14 protein-coding genes are annotated in these 17,940 nt (G+C 73.9%); 10 read left to right on the forward strand and 4 right to left on the reverse strand.

What is annotated here, in order from left to right:
* Nucleotides 1-151 precede the first annotated feature (151 nt).
* From K5S26_RS00215 to K5S26_RS00225, 3 genes are read left to right on the forward strand one after another with little or no spacing between them, the layout of a single operon-like run.
* Nucleotides 152-928, forward strand: a complete 777-nt coding sequence (locus K5S26_RS00215; protein ID WP_221854891.1) for a DeoR/GlpR family DNA-binding transcription regulator — start codon at nucleotides 152-154, stop codon at nucleotides 926-928.
* Entirely contained in the window at nucleotides 925-1,920 is a 996-nt protein-coding gene (locus K5S26_RS00220; RefSeq protein WP_221854893.1) for a 1-phosphofructokinase family hexose kinase, read from the forward strand. The genes K5S26_RS00215 and K5S26_RS00220 overlap by 4 nt, the downstream gene beginning before the upstream one ends.
* Before the next feature lie 58 nt (nucleotides 1,921-1,978).
* Nucleotides 1,979-4,042, forward strand: coding sequence for a PTS fructose transporter subunit IIABC (locus tag K5S26_RS00225; RefSeq protein ID WP_221854895.1), 2,064 nt, complete (start codon nucleotides 1,979-1,981; stop codon nucleotides 4,040-4,042).
* A 182-nt stretch (nucleotides 4,043-4,224) separates the two neighbouring features.
* Here K5S26_RS00225 and K5S26_RS00230 read toward each other — a convergent pair whose 3' ends face one another.
* A complete protein-coding gene (locus K5S26_RS00230) occupies nucleotides 4,225-6,687 on the reverse strand; it encodes a YhgE/Pip domain-containing protein (protein WP_221854897.1) in 2,463 nt (820 codons plus the stop codon).
* Nucleotides 6,684-9,476 carry an MMPL family transporter gene (locus K5S26_RS00235; protein WP_221854898.1) on the reverse strand — a complete coding sequence of 931 codons (2,793 nt, stop codon included), beginning with the start codon at nucleotides 9,474-9,476 and terminating at the stop codon, nucleotides 6,684-6,686. The genes K5S26_RS00230 and K5S26_RS00235 overlap by 4 nt, the downstream gene beginning before the upstream one ends.
* 124 nt (nucleotides 9,477-9,600) lie before the next feature.
* Between K5S26_RS00235 and K5S26_RS00240 the strand changes: the two genes are divergently transcribed.
* Entirely contained in the window at nucleotides 9,601-10,260 is a 660-nt protein-coding gene (locus tag K5S26_RS00240) for a TetR/AcrR family transcriptional regulator (protein ID WP_221854900.1), read from the forward strand.
* 2 nt (nucleotides 10,261-10,262) lie between these two features.
* Here the strand turns inward: K5S26_RS00240 and K5S26_RS00245 are convergent, their stop codons facing one another.
* A complete protein-coding gene (locus tag K5S26_RS00245; RefSeq protein ID WP_221854902.1) occupies nucleotides 10,263-11,249 on the reverse strand; it encodes an o-succinylbenzoate synthase in 987 nt (328 codons plus the stop codon).
* Nucleotides 11,250-11,339: 90 nt separating this feature from the next.
* On the opposite strand from K5S26_RS00245, the gene K5S26_RS00250 reads away from it, so the two are divergent.
* The 4 genes from K5S26_RS00250 (at nucleotide 11,340) to K5S26_RS00265 (ending at nucleotide 15,276) form a co-directional block, all read left to right on the forward strand.
* A complete protein-coding gene (locus K5S26_RS00250) occupies nucleotides 11,340-12,149 on the forward strand; it encodes an LLM class F420-dependent oxidoreductase (RefSeq protein WP_221854904.1) in 810 nt (269 codons plus the stop codon).
* 25 nt (nucleotides 12,150-12,174) lie between these two features.
* Complete coding sequence (locus K5S26_RS00255; RefSeq protein WP_221854906.1) at nucleotides 12,175-13,086, forward strand: 1,4-dihydroxy-2-naphthoyl-CoA synthase; 912 nt, start codon at nucleotides 12,175-12,177, stop codon at nucleotides 13,084-13,086.
* A gap of 19 nt (nucleotides 13,087-13,105) precedes the next feature.
* Nucleotides 13,106-14,251, forward strand: a complete 1,146-nt coding sequence (locus tag K5S26_RS00260; protein WP_221854908.1) for an AMP-binding protein — start codon at nucleotides 13,106-13,108, stop codon at nucleotides 14,249-14,251.
* Between the two features lie 74 nt (nucleotides 14,252-14,325).
* Entirely contained in the window at nucleotides 14,326-15,276 is a 951-nt protein-coding gene (locus tag K5S26_RS00265; protein WP_308122704.1) for a 1,4-dihydroxy-2-naphthoate polyprenyltransferase, read from the forward strand.
* Between the two features lie 6 nt (nucleotides 15,277-15,282).
* On the opposite strand, the gene K5S26_RS00270 is transcribed toward K5S26_RS00265, so the two are convergent.
* Nucleotides 15,283-15,582: a DUF4229 domain-containing protein gene (locus K5S26_RS00270; protein ID WP_221854910.1), complete on the reverse strand. Its 300-nt coding sequence runs from the start codon at nucleotides 15,580-15,582 to the stop codon at nucleotides 15,283-15,285.
* Between the two features lie 111 nt (nucleotides 15,583-15,693).
* Here K5S26_RS00270 and K5S26_RS00275 point away from each other — a divergent pair, with 111 nt between their 5' ends.
* A complete protein-coding gene (locus tag K5S26_RS00275) occupies nucleotides 15,694-16,095 on the forward strand; it encodes a PLD nuclease N-terminal domain-containing protein (RefSeq protein ID WP_221854912.1) in 402 nt (133 codons plus the stop codon).
* Nucleotide 16,096: 1 nt separating this feature from the next.
* Nucleotides 16,097-17,782: a 2-succinyl-5-enolpyruvyl-6-hydroxy-3-cyclohexene-1-carboxylic-acid synthase gene (gene menD, locus K5S26_RS00280; RefSeq protein ID WP_221854914.1), complete on the forward strand. Its 1,686-nt coding sequence runs from the start codon at nucleotides 16,097-16,099 to the stop codon at nucleotides 17,780-17,782.
* Nucleotides 17,783-17,940: the final 158 nt, after the last annotated feature.

Genomic DNA, 17,940 nt, shown 5'->3' on the forward strand with positions numbered 1-17,940 from the left:
CCTAGCCGGTGTGGGTGGGGCCGCCCGCCTTTCTGCTGCTCGGACGCCGACCCGCGTCGCCGGACGACGCGGGTCGGCTCCGAATCTTCGACTGTGTTGTTTTCTGTGGGAATCGGTTGTATCTTCTCCTTGTCCGGCAACGAGGAGGGCCATGTACGCGACGGAGCGCAGAGAGTTCATCGAGCGCGTGCTGCAGGACGAGCAGCGCGTCGCAGTCGCCGACCTCTCGGAGCGTCTCGGGGTCACCACCGAGACCGTCCGCCGAGACCTCGCGGTGCTGGAGGACGCGGGCGCCCTGCGCCGTGTGCACGGGGGAGCGGTGGCCTCCGACCGCGGCAGCGCCGCGGAGACCGACCTGCGCGAACGCCTCGCCCGCGGCGGTGCCGCGAAGCGCGCGATCGCCGAGCGCGCGATCGCCGCGCTCGGGGCCTCGTTCACCGGCTCGGTGCTGCTGGACGCCGGCACCACGACGTCCGCGCTCGCCGACTTGCTGCCCGCTCGCGCGGGCGCCGACATCCGCGTCGTGACGCACTCGGTCGTGCTCGCCGCGGCACTCACCACCGCGGGCGTGGCCGAGGTCACCACGATCGGCGGACGCGTGCGCGGCGTCACGGGCGCGGCCGTCGGCGCCGGCACCGTGGCCGCGATCGACGCGCTGCGGCCCGACATCGCGTTCGTCGGGGTCAACGGGCTCTCCGCCGGCTTCGGCGCCAGCACCCCCGACCCCGAGGAGGCCGATGTCAAGCGCGCCATCGTCCGCGCCGCCCGGCGGGTGGTGCTGCTCGCCGACCGCACCAAGTTCGAGGTCGAGTCGCTGCGGCGGTTCGCCGGCCTCGACGAGGTCGACGTGCTCGTGACGGACGCCGCGCCCAGCGGCGCGCTCGCCGACGCGCTGGCCGTCGCCGACGTGGAGGTATGGGTCGCATGATCGTCACGCTCACGATGAACCCCGCCGTCGACCGCACCATCCTGCTCGACGAGCCTCTCGTCCCCGGAGAGGTGCAGCAGGCGCGCTCCGCGCGCGAGGACGCCGGGGGCAAGGGCGTCAACGTGGCCCGCGTGCTCGCCGCCGCGGGAGCCCCCGTCACGGCCGTGCTGCCCCTCGCCGTCGACGACCCGTACGCGGCGCTGCTCGAGGACCTGCCGGTGCGCGCGGTGCCGATCGCCGGGCACGCCCGCGTCAACCTGGCGATCACGGACGCGGACGGCGAGACCACCAAGGTCAACCTGCCCGGTGCCGGCGTCGGGGCCGCCGAGACCGCAGAGCTCATCGACGCGGTCGTCGCCGCCTGCGACGGCGCCGCCTGGCTCGCGCTGTGCGGATCGCTCCCGCCCGGCGTGCCGTCGGACTTCTACGTCGACGTCGCGCTCGCCGTGCGCGCCCGTGCCGAGCGGCCGCCGCGGATCGCCGTCGACACCTCCGGCCAGGCGCTGGTCGAGGCGGTCGCCTCGGGGGCCGTCGACCTCGTCAAGCCCAACGACGACGAGCTGATCGACCTCGTGATCGGGCTGATGCGCACCCTCCGCCCGTTGCCCGCCGAGGAGGCGTCGCGGATCGCCGCCGGCATGCGCCGAGACGTCGCGTCCGCCCCGGACGCGGTGCGCGGCCTCGTCGACGCCGTCGTGCCGCATCAGGTGCGCGCCGCGCTCGTGACGCTGGGCGGGGCGGGAGCGGTGCTCGCCGACTCCGACGGCGCCTGGATCGCGACGCCGCCGCCCACCGAGGTGCGAAGCACCGTCGGGGCGGGAGACAGCGCCCTCGCCGGGTACCTGCTCGCCGACCTCGCCGGCGGCGACGCCGCGGCGAGGCTGCGCTCCGCGATCCGTCACGGTTCGGCGACCGCGGCGCTGCCCGGCACCCAGCTCGCCACCCCGGCCGATCTTCCCGCCGGGGACATCCCCGTTCGCCCCCTGAACTGAACCCGCGTCGCCGGTGGCTCCGGCCCCGGCGCACCCGCCACACCCTCGAGGAGGAGAAGTGTCCACCACCACCCCGTCCACCATCACCGCGAGGCTCGTGAGCCTCGACGAGGACCTCGGGCCAGACAAGCAGAGCGTGCTGCGCGCTCTCGCGGCGCGGTTCGTCGCCGAAGGACGAGCCACCGACGCCGACGCGCTCTACGACGCCGCCTGGGCGCGCGAGCAGCAGGACGCCACGGGTCTGCCGGGCGGCATCGCCATCCCGCACGCGAAGAGCGCGGTCGTCACGCAGGCATCGCTCGCCTTCGCCCGGCTGGCACCCGGCGTCGACTTCGGCGCCGAGGACGAGCCGAGCGACATCGTCTTCATGATCGCCGCCCCCGACACCGCGGCGCAGGAGCACCTCGCGGTGCTGTCGTCGCTCGCCCGCAACCTGATGGACGAGGACTTCCTCGCGGCGCTGCGCGGCGCAGGCGACGCCGAGGAGGTCGTCGGGATCGTCCGCTCGGCCATCGGCGAGACCGATGCGGCGGAGCCGGCGCCCGCCGGGGCGACCTCGGCCCCGGCTGCGGCCCCGGCCGCGTCGTCCGCCCCGGTCGGGGGAGACGCGCTGCTCGTCGACGGCCGGCCGGCGCGCATCGTGGCCGTCACGGCGTGCGCGACCGGCATCGCCCACACCTATATGGCCGCGGACGCGCTCGCCGCGGCCGCCAAGAAGGCCGGCGTCGACTTCCACGTCGAGCCGCAGGGCTCCAGCGGGTACGCCGCAATCGACCCGGATATCATCGCGGCGGCCGACGCCGTCGTGTTCGCGGTCGACGTGGACGTGCGCGAGCCCCAGCGGTTCGCGGGCAAGCCGGTGATCCGCCGCGCGGTGAAGGCGGGCATCGAGCACCCGGCCGAGCTGCTCGGGCTCGCGACCGCTGCGGCCGCCGACCCCTCAGCCGAGCGCGTGAGCGGAAGCGCGGCGGCGTCCGATCGCGGCCCCGCGCAGGCGGAGTCGTTCGGGGCGCGTATCCAGCGCATCCTGCTCACCGGCGTCTCGTACATGATCCCCTTCGTCGCGGGCGGCGGCCTGCTGCTCGCGCTGGGGTTCCTGCTCGGCGGGTACCGGATCGATGCCGTGGCGAACCAGATCGCGGTCGAGAACGCGCTGTGGAACCTGCCCGAGGGCGGGCTGCTGCAGTACCTCGGCGCCGTGTCGTTCTCGATCGGCGGCATCTCGATGGGCTTCCTCGTGCCCGCGCTCGCCGGCTACATCGCGTTCGCGATCGCCGACCGTCCCGGCATCGCCCCGGGCTTCGTCGCGGGATCCGTCGCGCTGCTGACCAGCGCGGGCTTCATCGGCGGCATCGTGGGCGGCCTGCTCGCCGGCCTCGCGGCCTGGTGGCTCGGCTCGCTCACCGTGCCGCGGTGGCTGCGCGGCCTGATGCCGGTGGTCATCATCCCGCTGCTCGGATCGCTGTTCGCCAGCGGACTGCTGGTGCTGTTCCTCGGGGCGCCGATCGCCGCCCTCATGGGATCCCTCACGGACGGACTCAACGGGCTGGCGGCCTCGGGCCTCCTGCCGTTGGTCGGCATCATCCTGGGCCTGATGATGTGCTTCGACCTCGGCGGGCCGATCAACAAGGTGGCGTACTCGTTCGCCGTGGCGGGCCTCGGCGCCGCATCGGAGGGCAACCCGGTGCCGTACTACATCATGGCGGCCGTGATGGCGGCGGGCATGGTGCCGCCGCTGATGATGGCGTTCGCCTCGACGGTGCTCGACCGCGACGGGTTCAGCGCGCCCGAGCGGGAGAACGGCAAGGCGGCCTGGCTGCTCGGACTGTCGTTCATCTCCGAGGGCGCGATCCCGTTCGCCGCCGCGGACCCGCTGCGCGTCATCCCCGCCTCGATGCTGGGCGGCGCGGTGACCGGCTTCCTGAGCATGCTGTTCCTGGTCGGATCGAAGGCCCCGCACGGCGGCGCCTTCGTGTTCTTCGCGATCGACCCGCTCTGGGGCTTCGCCGTGGCGCTGATCGCCGGCGTGCTCGTCGGAGGCTTCGCCGTCGTCGCTCTCAAGCGCTTCGCGCGCCGGCGCGTGGCCGAGCCCGAGCGCGAGCGCGAGGCCGTCGCCGCCTGACCCGCCTCGGGCGCGCTGCGCCCTGGCACGGAGATGCCGTCTTCTTCGGACAGTCCCGTCGGGATTCATCCGTGGAAGGCGGCATTCCCGTCGTCAGAGCATGGAACCTCGGCGCGAATCGCTCGCTGTTATCGACGGAGACGGCCCGGCCCCGAAAGGGACCGGGCCGTCTCGCGTGCCGGCTAGGCGGGGGAGCCGGCGAGCAGCGCCTTGGTCGACACCGTGCGCCGCCGCGCGACCGCGAGGATCGTCACGATGAACGCCAGCACAGCCCAGACGATCAGCCCGGCGACGGCACCGCCCGTGCCGCCGGCATCCGTCACGGCACCGAGCAGCGCCCGGTACGCGGGCGCCGTGGGAAGGGCGCCCGACAGCTGAGACAGCCAGCCGGGGAGGGTCGAGACGATGCCGGTCGCCAGCGCGACCGCCCCGACGAGCGCCGCCACCCAACGGCCCGCGCCGCCGAGCACGGCGACCAGCGCCTGGTGCACTGCGGCGAACGCGACGCCGATCAGTGCGCAGAGGCCGAACAGCGTCCAGGCAGTGCCCGCCTCGTAGCCGCCCACCGCCTGGATCACCGCCGCGACCAGCACTCCCTGCACCGCGCCGACCAGCGCGGCCGGCAGCAGCGCGCCGCCCGCGAGCAGCACCGAGGCGCGCCGCGAGGTGAGCGCTCGCGCCGTGACCGAGCGCAGCGCCACGAACGTCGCGAGGCCGCCGAACCACAGCACGATCGCGGCGAGCAGGGGGATCGCCGACGCTCCGAACATCGTCACGCCCGTGCCGGACGAGGCCGAGACCGGGTCGGCGACGACGGTGGCGATGTCATCCGCCTCGTCCTCGGTGTACGTCGGGATCTGCTCGGTCGCCTCGTCGAGGCCGCTCGCCAGCTCGCGCGTGCCGTTCCAGAGCTCGCCGATGCCCGAGCCGAGCTGCGACGTGCCGTCGGCCAGCTCGCCCGCGCCGGTGGAGAGCGACCCGGCGCCCGTGCTCAGCTCGCCCGCGCCGCTGGCGAGCTGGGACGTCCCGGTCGCCAGACCGCTCGCGCCGGTCGCCAGCTGGCCGGCACCGTCCGACAGCTGCGAGGCGCCGCCGGCGGCCTGAGCCGCGCCATCGGCCAGCTGCGAGGCGCCGCCCGAGAGCTCGCCCGCGCCGTCGGAGAGGCCGCTCGCCCCGGACGCGAGCTCGCCGGCACCCGACGAGAGCGCGGTGGCGCCCGTGGCGAGCTGGTCGGCGCCGGACGCGAGCTCACCCGCCCCGGCCGCCGCCTCGTCCCCGCCGTCGGCGAGCTGCGTGAGGCCCGAGGCGAGCTCACCCGCCCCGGCCGCCGCGGTCCGCAGCTGCGTGGCGATGCCGGCCGGCAGCTGGGCGGCGAGGGCTCCCACGCCGTCGGAGACCTGGGTCGCCCCGCCCGACAGGTCAGTCGCTCCGCCGGCCGTCGCGGCGAGCTGTGCGCAGAACTGCTCCGCGCCGCCGGCCGCCGCGCACTGCTGCGACAGCTGGTCGAGCCCCGTCGCGAGCCCGGCCACGCCTTCCGCGACGCCTGCCGCGCCCGTGGTGAGCTCCGCGGGCACCAGACCGTCGCGCTCGATCGTCGCCGCGCCGTTCTCGAGGCCGGTGGCGATCTCCGTGGCTCCCGCCGCGGCGTCGCGCGTGCCGCTCGCGAGCGTGCCGACGCCGTCGGCGAGCCCGGCGGCCCCGTCGGCCACACCCGAGGCGCCGCCGGCGAGGTCGGCCGCACCGCCGGAGAGCTCGTTCGCCCCGCCCGACAGCTGGCCCGCGCCGTCGGCGAGCTGCGAGGCGCCGCCCGCGAGGCCGCCGGCGCCGTCTGCGACGCCGTTCACGCCGGTGGCGAGCTCGGCCGCGCCGTCCGCCACGCCCGAGGCGCCGGTGGAGAGCTCCCCGGCACCGCTCGCGAGCTGGCCGGCGCCGTCGGCGAGCGATCCCGCTCCGGTCCCCAGCTGGCCCGCGCCGTCGGCGAGCTGCGAGGCTCCGTCTGCCAGCGAGGTCGCGCCGTCGCGCGCCTCGCCGGCGCCGTCGGCGAGCTGCGAGGCGCCGTCGGCGGCCTCGCCCAGCTGCTCGTTGAGCGTGGTGAAGCCGATCAGCACGTTCGACAGCGTCGCCTCCGAGAGCATCTGCCCCATGGAGGCGGTGGCGACCGACGCGATCTGATCGGTGATCGCCTGGTCGACCAGTCGCGCGTCGGGCGCGGTCACGACCTGGATCGTCGCCTGCTCGGGCTCCTCGTCCTCGCCTGACAGCCTCTGGCCCGATGACGTGGCGGCGGCGGAGAACTCCTCGGGGATCGTCACGACAGCCTGGTAGGTGCCGTCGTCCAGGCCCTCCGCCGCGTCCTCCTCGTTCGACAGCACCCACGTGAGGTTGCTGTCGATGTCGTCGGAGCCCTCCACGAGCCCCGCCGAGAGCTGGCGCCCCAGCGGGGTGTACTGGTCCTGGATCGTGACCGGCTCGTCGAGGTTGACGATCGCCGCGGTCATGTTGTCGAGCCGCTCGGTCGGGTTGTAGAGCGCCGCGACCAGCACTCCGCCCACGAGCGCGGGCAGCAGCAGGACGCCGACGAGGGTGAGCCAGGTCACGGGCTTCGCGCTGCGGGCGCGCTCGATGCCGGTCTGAAGGAAGGTCATGCGTTCACCTCGGAGAGGGCGTGGGCGGTCGAGGAAGGGGAGGAGGTGCCGACGGACACGGAGCGGGGGTCATCCCAGCCCGCGTCGGCGAGCAGCCCGCGGATCGTGCCGGAGTCGGATCCCGTCAGCACGACGGTCAGCGGGGTGGGTTCGAGGGAGCGTCGCGCGTCGCGCAGGACGGCGGCCACCTGGTCGCGCTCGGCGGGGTCGATCGCATCGGCGCCGTCCACTACCAGCAGCCGTGTGCCGCCTCTGGCGGCGAGCCTGACCGCGCGGGCCGGCTCGTCGGATCCGGGCCCGCCCTGACCCAGCAGGGCGAGGCCGACGTGCGTGCGCACCCATGCCGCGCGTCCCGGGAGCAGATGCCCCGCCACGCGCAGCAGCCCGTCGCTCGCGGGGGTGCGACCCGCGACGGCGAGCCCGACCGCTCGGGCGGATCGCGGGTCGGCCGACGTGACGACCAGCGCCTCGCCCGGCTCGGCACGGAACGTGGCGCCCGACGCGAGCACGACGTCGTCGGCGGCGACCTCGAGCCCCTCCGCGGCGACCACCGCGGTGCTGGCCGGTTCCGGCCAGTCGGCCAGGGCGCGCTCGCGCTCGACGGCCTCTCCCTCGATGTCGAAGTGGGGGAGGAGCCGGTCGAGCCACTTCGGCATCCACCAGGCCTTGTCTCCCAGCAGAGCCATCACGGCGGGCACGAGGGTCATCCGCACCACGAACGCGTCGACCGCGATGCCCACGGCCAGCGCGAGCGCGATCGGCTTCAGATTGGAGTCGCCCTCGGGCACGAACGCGGCGAACACGGCGAACATGATCACCGCCGCCGCCGTCACCACGCGGGCAGACGCGGTGAAGCCCGAGCGCACGGCGTCGACCGCGACGTCGCGGGTGGCTCCGAGCCGGCGGGCGGCGTGCACGAAGTCCTCGCGCATGCGGGAGACGAGGAACACCTCGTAGTCCATCGCCAGGCCGAACAGCACGCCCATCACGACGATCGGCATGAACGCGATGATGGGCCCCGTGCGGGTCACGTGCAGCAGGTCGGCGCCCCAGCCCCACGAGAACACCGCGGCCACGACCCCGAACGCGGCGAGGATCGACAGCAGGTAGCCGAGCGCCGCCTTCAACGGCACCCAGATCGAGCGGAACACGATCATCAGCAGGATGAACGACAGGCCGACGACGAAGATCCCGAACGGCACCAGCGCCGCGCCCAGGCGGTCGGAGATGTCGATGCCGACCGCGGTCGATCCGGTGATCTTCAGATCGATGCCGTACTCGTCGAGCCACTCGTCGTGATGCGACCGCAGCTCGCGCACCAGATCGCTCGTCGCGGGGTCGTCCGGACCGGTCTCGGGCACGACCTGCACGATGCCGGTGTCGGCGGTCTCGTTCGGGGTCGCCAGGGCGACCTCCTTGACGCCGTCGATCGCCTCGACCTCTTCCTTCAGGTCGTCCATGAGGCCGACGGGATCGGTGGAGGTGACGATCGTGCCGGTCAGGATGAGCGGGCCGTTGAAGCCGGCTCCGAAGTGCTCTGACGTGAGGTCGTAGCCGATGCGCGCCTCGTTGTCCTTCGGCAGCACGCCGGCGTTGGGCAGGGCGAGGGCCAGGCTGCCCACGGGCGCCGCCAGCAGCCCGAGCCCGAGCACCACCGCGACCGTCGTGACGATCGGGTGGCGGGTGACGCCCCCGACCCAGCGGGCGGCGAAGCCGCGACGCGGCGTCGCCTCCCGGCCCTTGCGCGCGCGGCGCGGTCGCGGCGCGCGGCCGGTCGCGCGGTGCCCCACGAAGCCCAGCACGGCCGGGGTGAGGGTGACGGCGATCAGCACGGCGACCGCGACGGCCACGGCTGCCGCGATGCCCATCGTGGTGAGGAAGGGGATGCCCGCGAACCCGAGCCCGACCAGCGCGATCAGCACGGTGACGCCGGCGAACACGACGGCGGAGCCGGCGGTGCCGGTCGCGCGACCTGCGGACTCCTCCGGGTCCATGCCGTCGCGCACCTGGTCCTGATGTCGCGCGGCGATGAACAGGGCGTAGTCGATGCCGACGGCGAGGCCGAGCATCAGCGCCAGCATCGGCGTGGTCGCCGACACCGTGGCCCACTGGGTGGCCGCGAGGATGCCGAGCATCGAGACGCCGACGCCGATGAGCGCCACGCCCAACGGCAGACCCGCGAGCACGAACGAGCGGAACGTGACGATCAGGACGAGCAGCGCGATGATGACGCCGACGGCCTCCGTCAGGGTGATCGTGGGCAGTTCGGTCGCGAACAGCTCGCCGCCGAGGGCCACCTGCGAACCATCGGGCAGCTCGTCGATGAGCCCGTCGACGACCTCGTGGAGCGCCTCCTTGTCGTCGTCGGTGATGTCGGTCATCGTGCCCTCGAACTGCAGGCGCGTGATCGCGGCGGTGTCGTCGTCCGACACCATGCCGGTCACCATCTCGTCGTACGGCGACGTGACGCTCGAGACGCCGTCGACGTCCTCCAGCTCCGCGACGATGTCCTCGATCGGGTCGCGGTAGGCGGCGTCGGTCACGTCGTCGCCGTCGGCGGCCACGACGATGAACTGCGCGCTCGTTCCCGACACCTGCGGGAAGGTGCGGTTGAGCTGCGACAGGCCCTCTTGGGCCTCGGTGCCGGGGATGGAGAAGGAGTTGTCGAAGCCCTTGTTCAGCCCCGCGGCTGCGCCGCCGACGGCGGCGAGGATGAGGAGCCATCCGATGAGCACGCGCCAGGAGTGGCGGAACGACCAGCGGCCGAGCGTGTAGAGCAGGGTGGACACAGGCGCCTCCGATGGGGGAACGACGAATTTCGATACAACGCTGTATCCGATACAAGTGTGTATCGTTAGAGCGAGCTGAGCAAGCCGCCTGTCTGGGCGTTTCATATGAAGCGGAAGGGGTGCCGTGACCGACACGAGCGCCAACGCGCCGGCCTCCGCACGTGAGCGGACCCGCAGCCGGGAGAACACGCGTGCGCGTCTGCTCGACGCCGCCGCACAGGTCTTCGCCGAGGTCGGCCTCGGCGAGGCGTCGGTCGAGGCCATCTGCGAGCGCGCCGGCTTCACCCGCGGCGCCTTCTACTCGAACTTCGAGTCGAAGGACGAGATGTTCCTTGAGCTCGCCAAGCACGTCGCGCAGGACCGCGTGGCGGCCGTGCGCGCCCGCATCGACGAGATCAACGGCGGACAAGGCCTGCACATCGACCCCGAGGACACGGCCGCGATCGTCGACATCCTGGACGCGATCGGAAACGACCGCCTCAGCGGACTGCTCATGCAGGAGATCACGATCCACGCGATGCGCGACCGCGAGTTCGCGGCCGCCTACGTGGCGCAGGAGCGCGAGATGGTCGGCGAGGTCGTGCAGCTGATCGAGGAGATCAGGACGACGAAGTGCCTCTCGCTGCGCGTGCCCTCGCACGACGCGGCGCGGATGATCCTCGCCGTGTGGTCGGACGTGTCTGCCCGAGCCGCGATCGCGGGCGTGAGCGACGAGGAGCTCTCCGAGCTGCGCGGCGCCGAGGTCGGGCGCATCGTGCAGCTGCTGCTGCTCGACGCGAGCTGAGCTCAGGCGCGCGCCGCGAGCACGGCGTGGCAGCGCGCGATCCGTTCGCGCCACCAGTCGCGGCGCCCCGGAGGGGCGGCATGCGCGTCGAGCAGCGCGCCGTCCGGGACGAGGCGGCCGACGGAGATCGCGCCCCCGCGCGGGACGAGCGGCTCGGCGACCACATCGGCCGCGAGCAGCGAGGCGGTGCCGAGCCCGCAGTCATAGGGCAGGTCGGGCAGCGCCGCCGCCAGCGTCGCCCCCTGGGACAGCCCGATCGACGTGTCGAGGGCGCTCGACACCACCGCCGGGAGCCCGGCCTCCGACACGATCTCGAGCGCGCGCCGCGCACCGCCGAGCGGCTGCGCCTTCACCACGAGCAGGTCGGCGGCGCCCGCCCGCGCGACCGCGACCGGATCCTGCGCCTTCCGCACGCTCTCGTCGGCGGCCACCGGCAGGTCCCAGCGCCGCAGTCGCGCGCGCAGCTCGACCAGCTCGTCGACCGTCGCGCACGGCTGCTCGAGGTACTCGAGGTCGAACTCGGCCAGCGCGTGCGCGGCGTGCTCCGCCTCGTCGACGTTCCACCCCCCGTTGGCATCGAGGCGGATGCGGCCCTCCGGGCCGATCGCGGCGCGAACGGCCCGGACGCGCGCGACATCGTCGCCGAGCTCCTGACCCGGCTCGGCGACCTTGACCTTGACGGTGCGGCATCCGTCGTAGCGCGCCAGGACGTCGGGCACACGTTCGGCCTCGACGGCGGGCAGGGTCGCGTTCACCGGGATCGCGTCGCGCACGGGGGCGGGCTGCCGGGCCCAGGCGAAGTCGATGGCGGCAGCGAGCCACGTCGCCGCCTCGGCGTCGCCGTACTCCAGGAAGGGCGAGAACTCGGCCCAGCCCTCCGGGCCCTCGAACAGAGCTGCCTCGCGGTGGTCCACGCCGCGGAACCGCGTCGCGAGCGGCAGCGACACCACCCGCACCGAACCGAGGATGTCTGCAAGCTGCGCGTCCATGTGCCCATCCTGCCCCGCTGCCCTCTATCCCCGCGCACCGGATCGACGGGATCCGGCCCCGGCGCGCTTCCCCGCCGCTAGCCTGACGCCATGCCTGACTTCTCGACCGACATTCCCGTCCGCCTCGGTGTCCAGCTCGCCCCGCAGCACCACGCGTCGTACGCGGTCATCCGCGACGCCGTCGCCCGGCTCGAGGACATGGGCGTCGACGTGCTGTTCGACTGGGACCACTTCTACCCGCTCTCGGGCGACCCCGACGGCACGCACTTCGAGGGCTGGAGCCTGCTGGCCGCCTGGGCCGAGCAGACCGAGCGCGTCGAGTTCGGCGCGCTGGTGAACTGCAACAGCTACCGAAACGCCGACCTGCAGGCCGATATGGCCCGCACCATCGACCACATCTCGAAGAAGGGCGGCGAGACGGGCCGGTTCATCTTCGGCACCGGCTCGGGATGGTTCGAGCGCGACTACGACGAGTACGGCTACGAGTTCGGCACGGCCGGCTCCCGGCTGGACGCCCTCGCGGCGGGACTCGCCCGCATCGAGGCCCGCTGGCCCCGGCTCAACCCCGCGCCCACGCGCGACATCCCGATCCTGATCGGCGGCAAGGGCGAGCAGAAGACGCTGCGCCTCGTCGCGCGTCACGCCGACTACTGGCACAGCTTCGTCTCGCCCGAGGAGCTGCCGCACAAGCTCGACGTGATCGCCCGTCACGCCGAGAAGGAGCAGCGCGACACCGCCGACCTCGTGATCTCCAACGAGCTGAAGAGCCGCACCGAGGGCGACGCCGACGCGCTCTTCGACGCGGGCGTCCGGCTGTTCACCCTCGGCGTCTCCGGGCCCGACATCGACTTCGGCGCCGTGCAGCGCTGGCTGGCATGGCGCGACGCGAAGAACGGCTGAGAACCGGGCGGAATAGGCTGGTCGGGTGAGCGCCTCCTTCGTGTCCGACCTGTTCGACCCCGACGAGTGGGATGCCGCGCCCGGGGCGGACCGTTACCAGGACATCACCGCGCACGTCTCGAAGGACGGCCGGATCGCGCGCATCGCCTTCGACCGCCCCGAGGTGCGCAACGCGTTCCGCCCGGCGACGGTGGACGAGCTGTACCGCGCCCTCGACATCGCCCGGCAGGATCCGCGGGTCGGGGTGGTGCTGCTGACCGGGAACGGCCCGAGCCCGAAGGACGGCGGGTGGGCGTTCTGCTCGGGCGGCGACCAGCGCATCCGGGGCCGCGACGGCTACAAGTACTCGGACGAGGAGGGCTCGGTCGGGGACACCGCACGCGCCGGCCGGCTGCACATCCTCGAGGTGCAGCGCCTCATCCGCTTCATGCCGAAGGTCGTCGTCGCCGTCGTCCCCGGCTGGGCCGCCGGCGGCGGGCACTCGCTGCACGTGGTCTGCGATCTGACTATCGCCAGCGCCGAGCACGCGCGCTTCAAGCAGACAGACGCGGACGTGGGCTCGTTCGACGCCGGCTACGGCTCCGCGTACTTCGCCCGCCAGATCGGGCAGAAGCTCGCGCGCGAGGTGTTCTTCCTCGCCGAGGAGCATTCCGCTCAGCGCATGTACGAGATGGGCGCCGTGAACCGCGTCGTGCCGCACGCCGAGCTCGAGCGCGAGGCGATCGCCATGGCGCGCACCGTGCTCACCAAGTCGCCCACCGCGATCCGCATGCTGAAGTTCGCGTTCAACGCGGTCGACGACGGCCTGCCGGGCCTGCAGGTGTTCGCGGGCGAGACCACCCGCCTCGCCTACGGCACGGACGAGGCGGTCGAGGGCAGGGACGCGTTCCTCGAGAAGCGCGAGCCGGACTGGTCTCCCTACCCCTGGCACTTCTGACCCGGCGGCCGTCGAGACGATGAGGCTCGAACCGCTGGCCGGCGACGACCCCCGCGACGTGCTGCGCGCCCTGCGGGCGGCCCTCGGCGCGGGCCCCGCGGTCGCGCTCGGGGCCGAGGGGCGCCTGCAGCCGGGCGAGGTGCGCCCCGGGACCGCCGTCGTGGTGACGACGTCCGGGTCGAGCGGCGTGCCGAAGAGCGTGCAGCTGTCCCGCGCGGCGCTCACCTCCAGCGCGCTGGCGACGGCCGCGCGGATCGGCGCCGGCCAGTGGCTGCTGGCGCTGCCGGCTGCGTACGTCGCGGGCGTGCAGGTGCTGGTGCGCTCCCTCGTGCAGGGCACCGAGCCCGCAATCCTGTCGGGCCGGTTCTCGGCCGCGGCGTTCGCGCACGTGGTGTCGGGCATGCACTCGTCGCGCGGCGGCGAGCGGGTGCCGATCTACACGTCGCTCGTTCCCGCACAGCTGCAGACCCTCGTCGACGCCGCGGACGAGGACGCCGGCGTGCGCCGCGCGCTCGCGTCCTTCGAGGCGGTGCTGGTGGGCGGCCAGGCGCTGCCCGTGGCGCTGCGCGAGCGGGCGGCCGCGCACGGCGCGCGCATCGTGCGCACGTACGGATCGAGCGAGACGGCCGGCGGATGCGTGTACGACGGCGTGCCGCTCGACGGCACGCGCGTGGCGGACACCGGCGGCGAGCTGCGGATCGCGGGGCCGACCCTCGCCGACGGCTACCTGGACGACCCGGAGCTGACCGACCGCGTCTTCGTGCGCGATGCCGAGGGTACGCGCTGGTACCGCACGGGTGACGCCGGCACGGTCGAGGACGGCGTCGTGCGAGTGACCGGACGCGTCGACAACGTGATCGTCTCGGGCGGTGTGAACGTGTCCCTCGACCGGGTCGAGCGCGTCGTGCGCGACGTGCCCGGACTGTCCGGCGCCGTCGTCGTCGCCGCGCCGGACGAGCGCTGGGGCGAGGTGCCCGTCGTGGTCGCCGCGCGCGCCGACGTCTCCGATCCCGACGGCGCGCTCGTTGCCGCCCGCGCCTCGGCCGCCGGGGCGATCGGCGCCCCTGCCCGCCCGGCGCGCATCCTGCTGCTCGACGAGGTGCCGCGCCTGTCGTCCGGCAAGCCCGACCGCGTCGCCCTGAAGCGCCTGGTCGCCGAGCGCTGACCGGGGCGCGGTCGTGGGCCGTGCACGCCACCCGGCGAGCCCTGCCGTCGTGTCTCGTCCTAGGATCGGGGATCGTGGCGAAGTCGAAGAGCACCCGAGGGATCAGCGGCAATCCGGCGAAGCGCACGCGCGCGGCGGCGACCGTCGCGCGCCCGGTCACGGTCGGCGACTGGATCGGCGCTGCGCGCCTGCGCACGCTGCCGCTCGCCGTCGCCCCCGTCGTCATCGGCACCGGGGCCGCGATCCTCGCGACGCACGTCTTCCACTGGGTGATCGCGCTCGCGTGCCTCGTCGTGGCGGTGTCGCTGCAGATCGGCGTGAACTTCGCCAACGACTACAGCGACGGCGTCCGCGGCACCGACGCCCACCGCGTCGGACCGGCCCGGCTCACGGCGTCGGGTCGCGTCACGCCGCGCAGCGTGCTGGTCGCGGCGTTCGTGTTCTTCGGGATCGCCGCGCTCGCCGGGCTGGCCATCACCGTCCGCACGCAGCAGTGGTGGTTCCTGGCCGTGGGAGCGGCGTCCATCGTCGCCGCCTGGTACTACACCGGCGGCAAGCGGCCCTACGGGTACAACGCCCTGGGCGAGGTGTTCGTGTTCGTCTTCTTCGGCCTCGTCGCCACGCTCGGCACGACGTGGGTGCAGGCGCTCGCGTTGCCGCAGGCGGCCTGGTTCGGCGCCATCGGCGCGGGACTGCTGGCCTGCGCGGTGCTGCTGGCCAACAACCTGCGCGACATCGATCAGGACCGCCGGGTCGGGAAGCGCACGCTCAGCGTCCGCATCGGCCGCCGCGGCACCCAGATCCTCTACACGGCGTTCGTCTTCGTCGCGTTCGCGATCACGTGGTACCTGGCGCTGTTCTACCCGATCGCCTGGATGGCGTCGCTCGCGCTGCTCGCCGCGGCGCCCGCGATCGTCATCGTGTGGGCGTATCGCGAGCCGCGCGAGCTGGTCACCGCGCTGAGCCTGACGTCGCTCACGGCGCTCGGGTACGCGGGCTTCCTGTTCTGGGCGTTCGTCGGCTGAGAGCGGTCAGGACTGGTCGCGGATCGCGGCCTCGTTCGCCTCGTCCTCGATCTCGTCGTCGATCTCGCGGGCGGACTTCGTGGGGGCCGCGTCGCGTCGCTCGGCCAGCGTCTGCGACATGTCGGCGAGGGGACGGCGGAGGAACAGGATCGAGATGCTCAGCCCGATGAGGGCGGCGAACACCGCGGCGAGCCACCACAGCTCCTGGAACGCCGGCAGCAGCATCATCAGCCCGAACGGCACCAGGAAGGCCGCGAGGCGCAGCACAGAGTAGAGCAGGAACGACAGGCCGGCCGACTTCTTCACGCGTCGATTCTAAGAGCGCGACCTGTGGCCCTGCCGGGTGCACGAGGCATGCACGCCGGGTTGACGTCCGGTGCACATCCCCTGCACAGCGGGCGCGCCTAGGATGATCATGTGGCTCGCCTCTTGATCGTCCTCGGCATCGCCGCCGTGGTGTTCTGGGTCTTCAGCATCGTCGATTGCGCGGTGCAGGCCCCCACTCGCCACCGCGGCGTATCGAAGGGCGCCTGGATCGCCATCGTCGTTCTGATCCCCGTCCTCGGCGGCCTGCTGTGGTTCGTGCTGGGTCGTGCGCGGCGCGAGCCGGCCGGCCGCGTCGTCGCCCCGGACGACGACCCGAGCTTCCTCGGCACCCTGCACGGCGTCAGCGATCAGGACGAGCGCATCCGGCAGCTGGAGGAGGAGCTCGCGCGCCTCGACGCGGAGGACGACGACCTCGACGCGCGCGGCGACGACGAGGGACAGGACCCGGACGGGCTCGGTCCCGAGGGCGGGTCCCGCGGCGGAGCCCGCTGACGTGACCGTCGACGACGGCGCGCTGGCGTCGCCCGCGAGCGACGCCGCGGCCGCTCTGCTCGACGAGCTGGTGTCCGCCGGTGTCCGGCATGTCGTCGTCAGCCCGGGTTCTCGGTCGCAGGCTCTCGCGCTCGCCGCCGCGGCGCTCGAGCGCGCGGGCCGCATCCGGCTGCACGTCCGCATCGACGAGCGGGTGGCGGGGTTCACCGCGCTCGGCATCGGGCGCGAGACGCGGGTTCCCGCGGTGGTGATCTGCACGTCCGGAACCGCCGTGGCGAACCTGATGCCGGCAGCGCTCGAGGCGCGTCACGCCGGCGTCCCCCTGCTGCTCCTGACCGCCGACAGGCCGCCGGAGCTGCGCGGCATCGGTGCGAACCAGACGACGTCCCAGCCCGGCTTGTTCCGCGACGTGCTCTTCGCCGAGGACCTGCCGACGCCGGAGGGCGCCGACGGCGAGACCGATCGTGTGCGTGCCGTCGCCGCGGAGGCGTTCGCGCGGGTCGCGCTCGGGCCGGTGCAGGGAGTCGCCCATCTGAACCTGCCCTATCGCGAGCCGCTCGCCGGGTCCCTGCCCGGTTGGCTCGCCGCGGGCGAGATCCGCGTCGGCGCGCCCGCCCCCGTTCCGGCGGCAGGGGACCCGCTCGTGCTGACGCAGGGGATGCGCACGGTCGTGGTGGCCGGCGCCGACGCGGGGCCGGAAGCCGAGGAGCTCGCGCACCTCGGCGGGTGGCCGCTGATCGCCGAGATCGTGAGCGGTTCGCGCTTCGGGCGTCACGTCGTGCAGGGCTATCGCACGCTGCTGCGCGACTCCCGGCTGGGCGGCAGGATCGAGCGCGCCGTCGTGCTCGGACATCCGACGCTGTCGCGCGAGGTCACCGCGCTGCTGTCGCGCGACGACGTCGAGGTGATCGCGGTGGCGGGGCCCGGCGAGCGACTCGACCTCAACCACGCGACTGTCCACGCGGACGCCTTGTCGATCGCGGCGGGCGACCCCGATCGCGAGTGGCTGGGCGCGTGGATGCGCGCCTCGGCAGCGCACGCCGTCGACCTGGACGCGCCCGCCCCCGACCTGGCGGGGCTGAGCTCGAACGATCCGCGCACGCGCTCGCAGGCGGTGGGCGCGGAGCTGGCGGCAGTCCGCCGTCCGCTCGACCGCGAGCAGCTGGTCGCCGCGGTGTGGGCGGCGACCTGGCCGCACGACCGCCTGGTCTTCGGGTCGTCGCGCCTCGTGCGCGTCGCGGACGCCGTGCTGCCCGGCAAGCGCGTGCCCGTGCACGCCAACCGCGGCCTCGCCGGCATCGACGGCACGATCGCCACGGCGACCGGCATCGCGCTGGCGAGCCAGGCGGAGGGCCGCCCCGGGGTCACGAGGGTGCTTCTCGGCGACCTCGCGTTCCTGCACGATGCCGGCGCGCTGCTGCTGCCCGACTCGGAGGACGCCGCGCGCGTCCAGATCGTCGTCGGCAACGACGGCGGCGGCACGATCTTCGACGGGCTCGAGGTCGCCCGGGTGGCGAGCGCGGAGGACATGACCCGCGTCCAGTTCACCCCTCAGACCGCAGACCTCGCGTCGTTGGCCCGCGCCTACGGCTGGGAGCACACCCGGGTCACGACCCGTTCGGCGCTCGACCAGGCGCTCGTGACGCCCGGCGCCCGCCGGGTCATCGAGGTCCCGCTGCCGCGCTGACCCGCACCCGCACCCGCACACCCGGGTCCGCGCGAGACCGGGTCGGCCGCGCGAGACCGGAACGGCCGCGCGAGACCGGCCACGGCGGCCCCGGTCTCGCGCGGCGATCTCGGTCTCGCCCGGCGCCTACGGTGCCGCTTGCCCGACACGGGTCGCGC

This window comes from Microbacterium marinilacus (genome assembly GCF_019753765.1).
Lineage (GTDB): Bacteria > Actinomycetota > Actinomycetes > Actinomycetales > Microbacteriaceae > Microbacterium > Microbacterium marinilacus.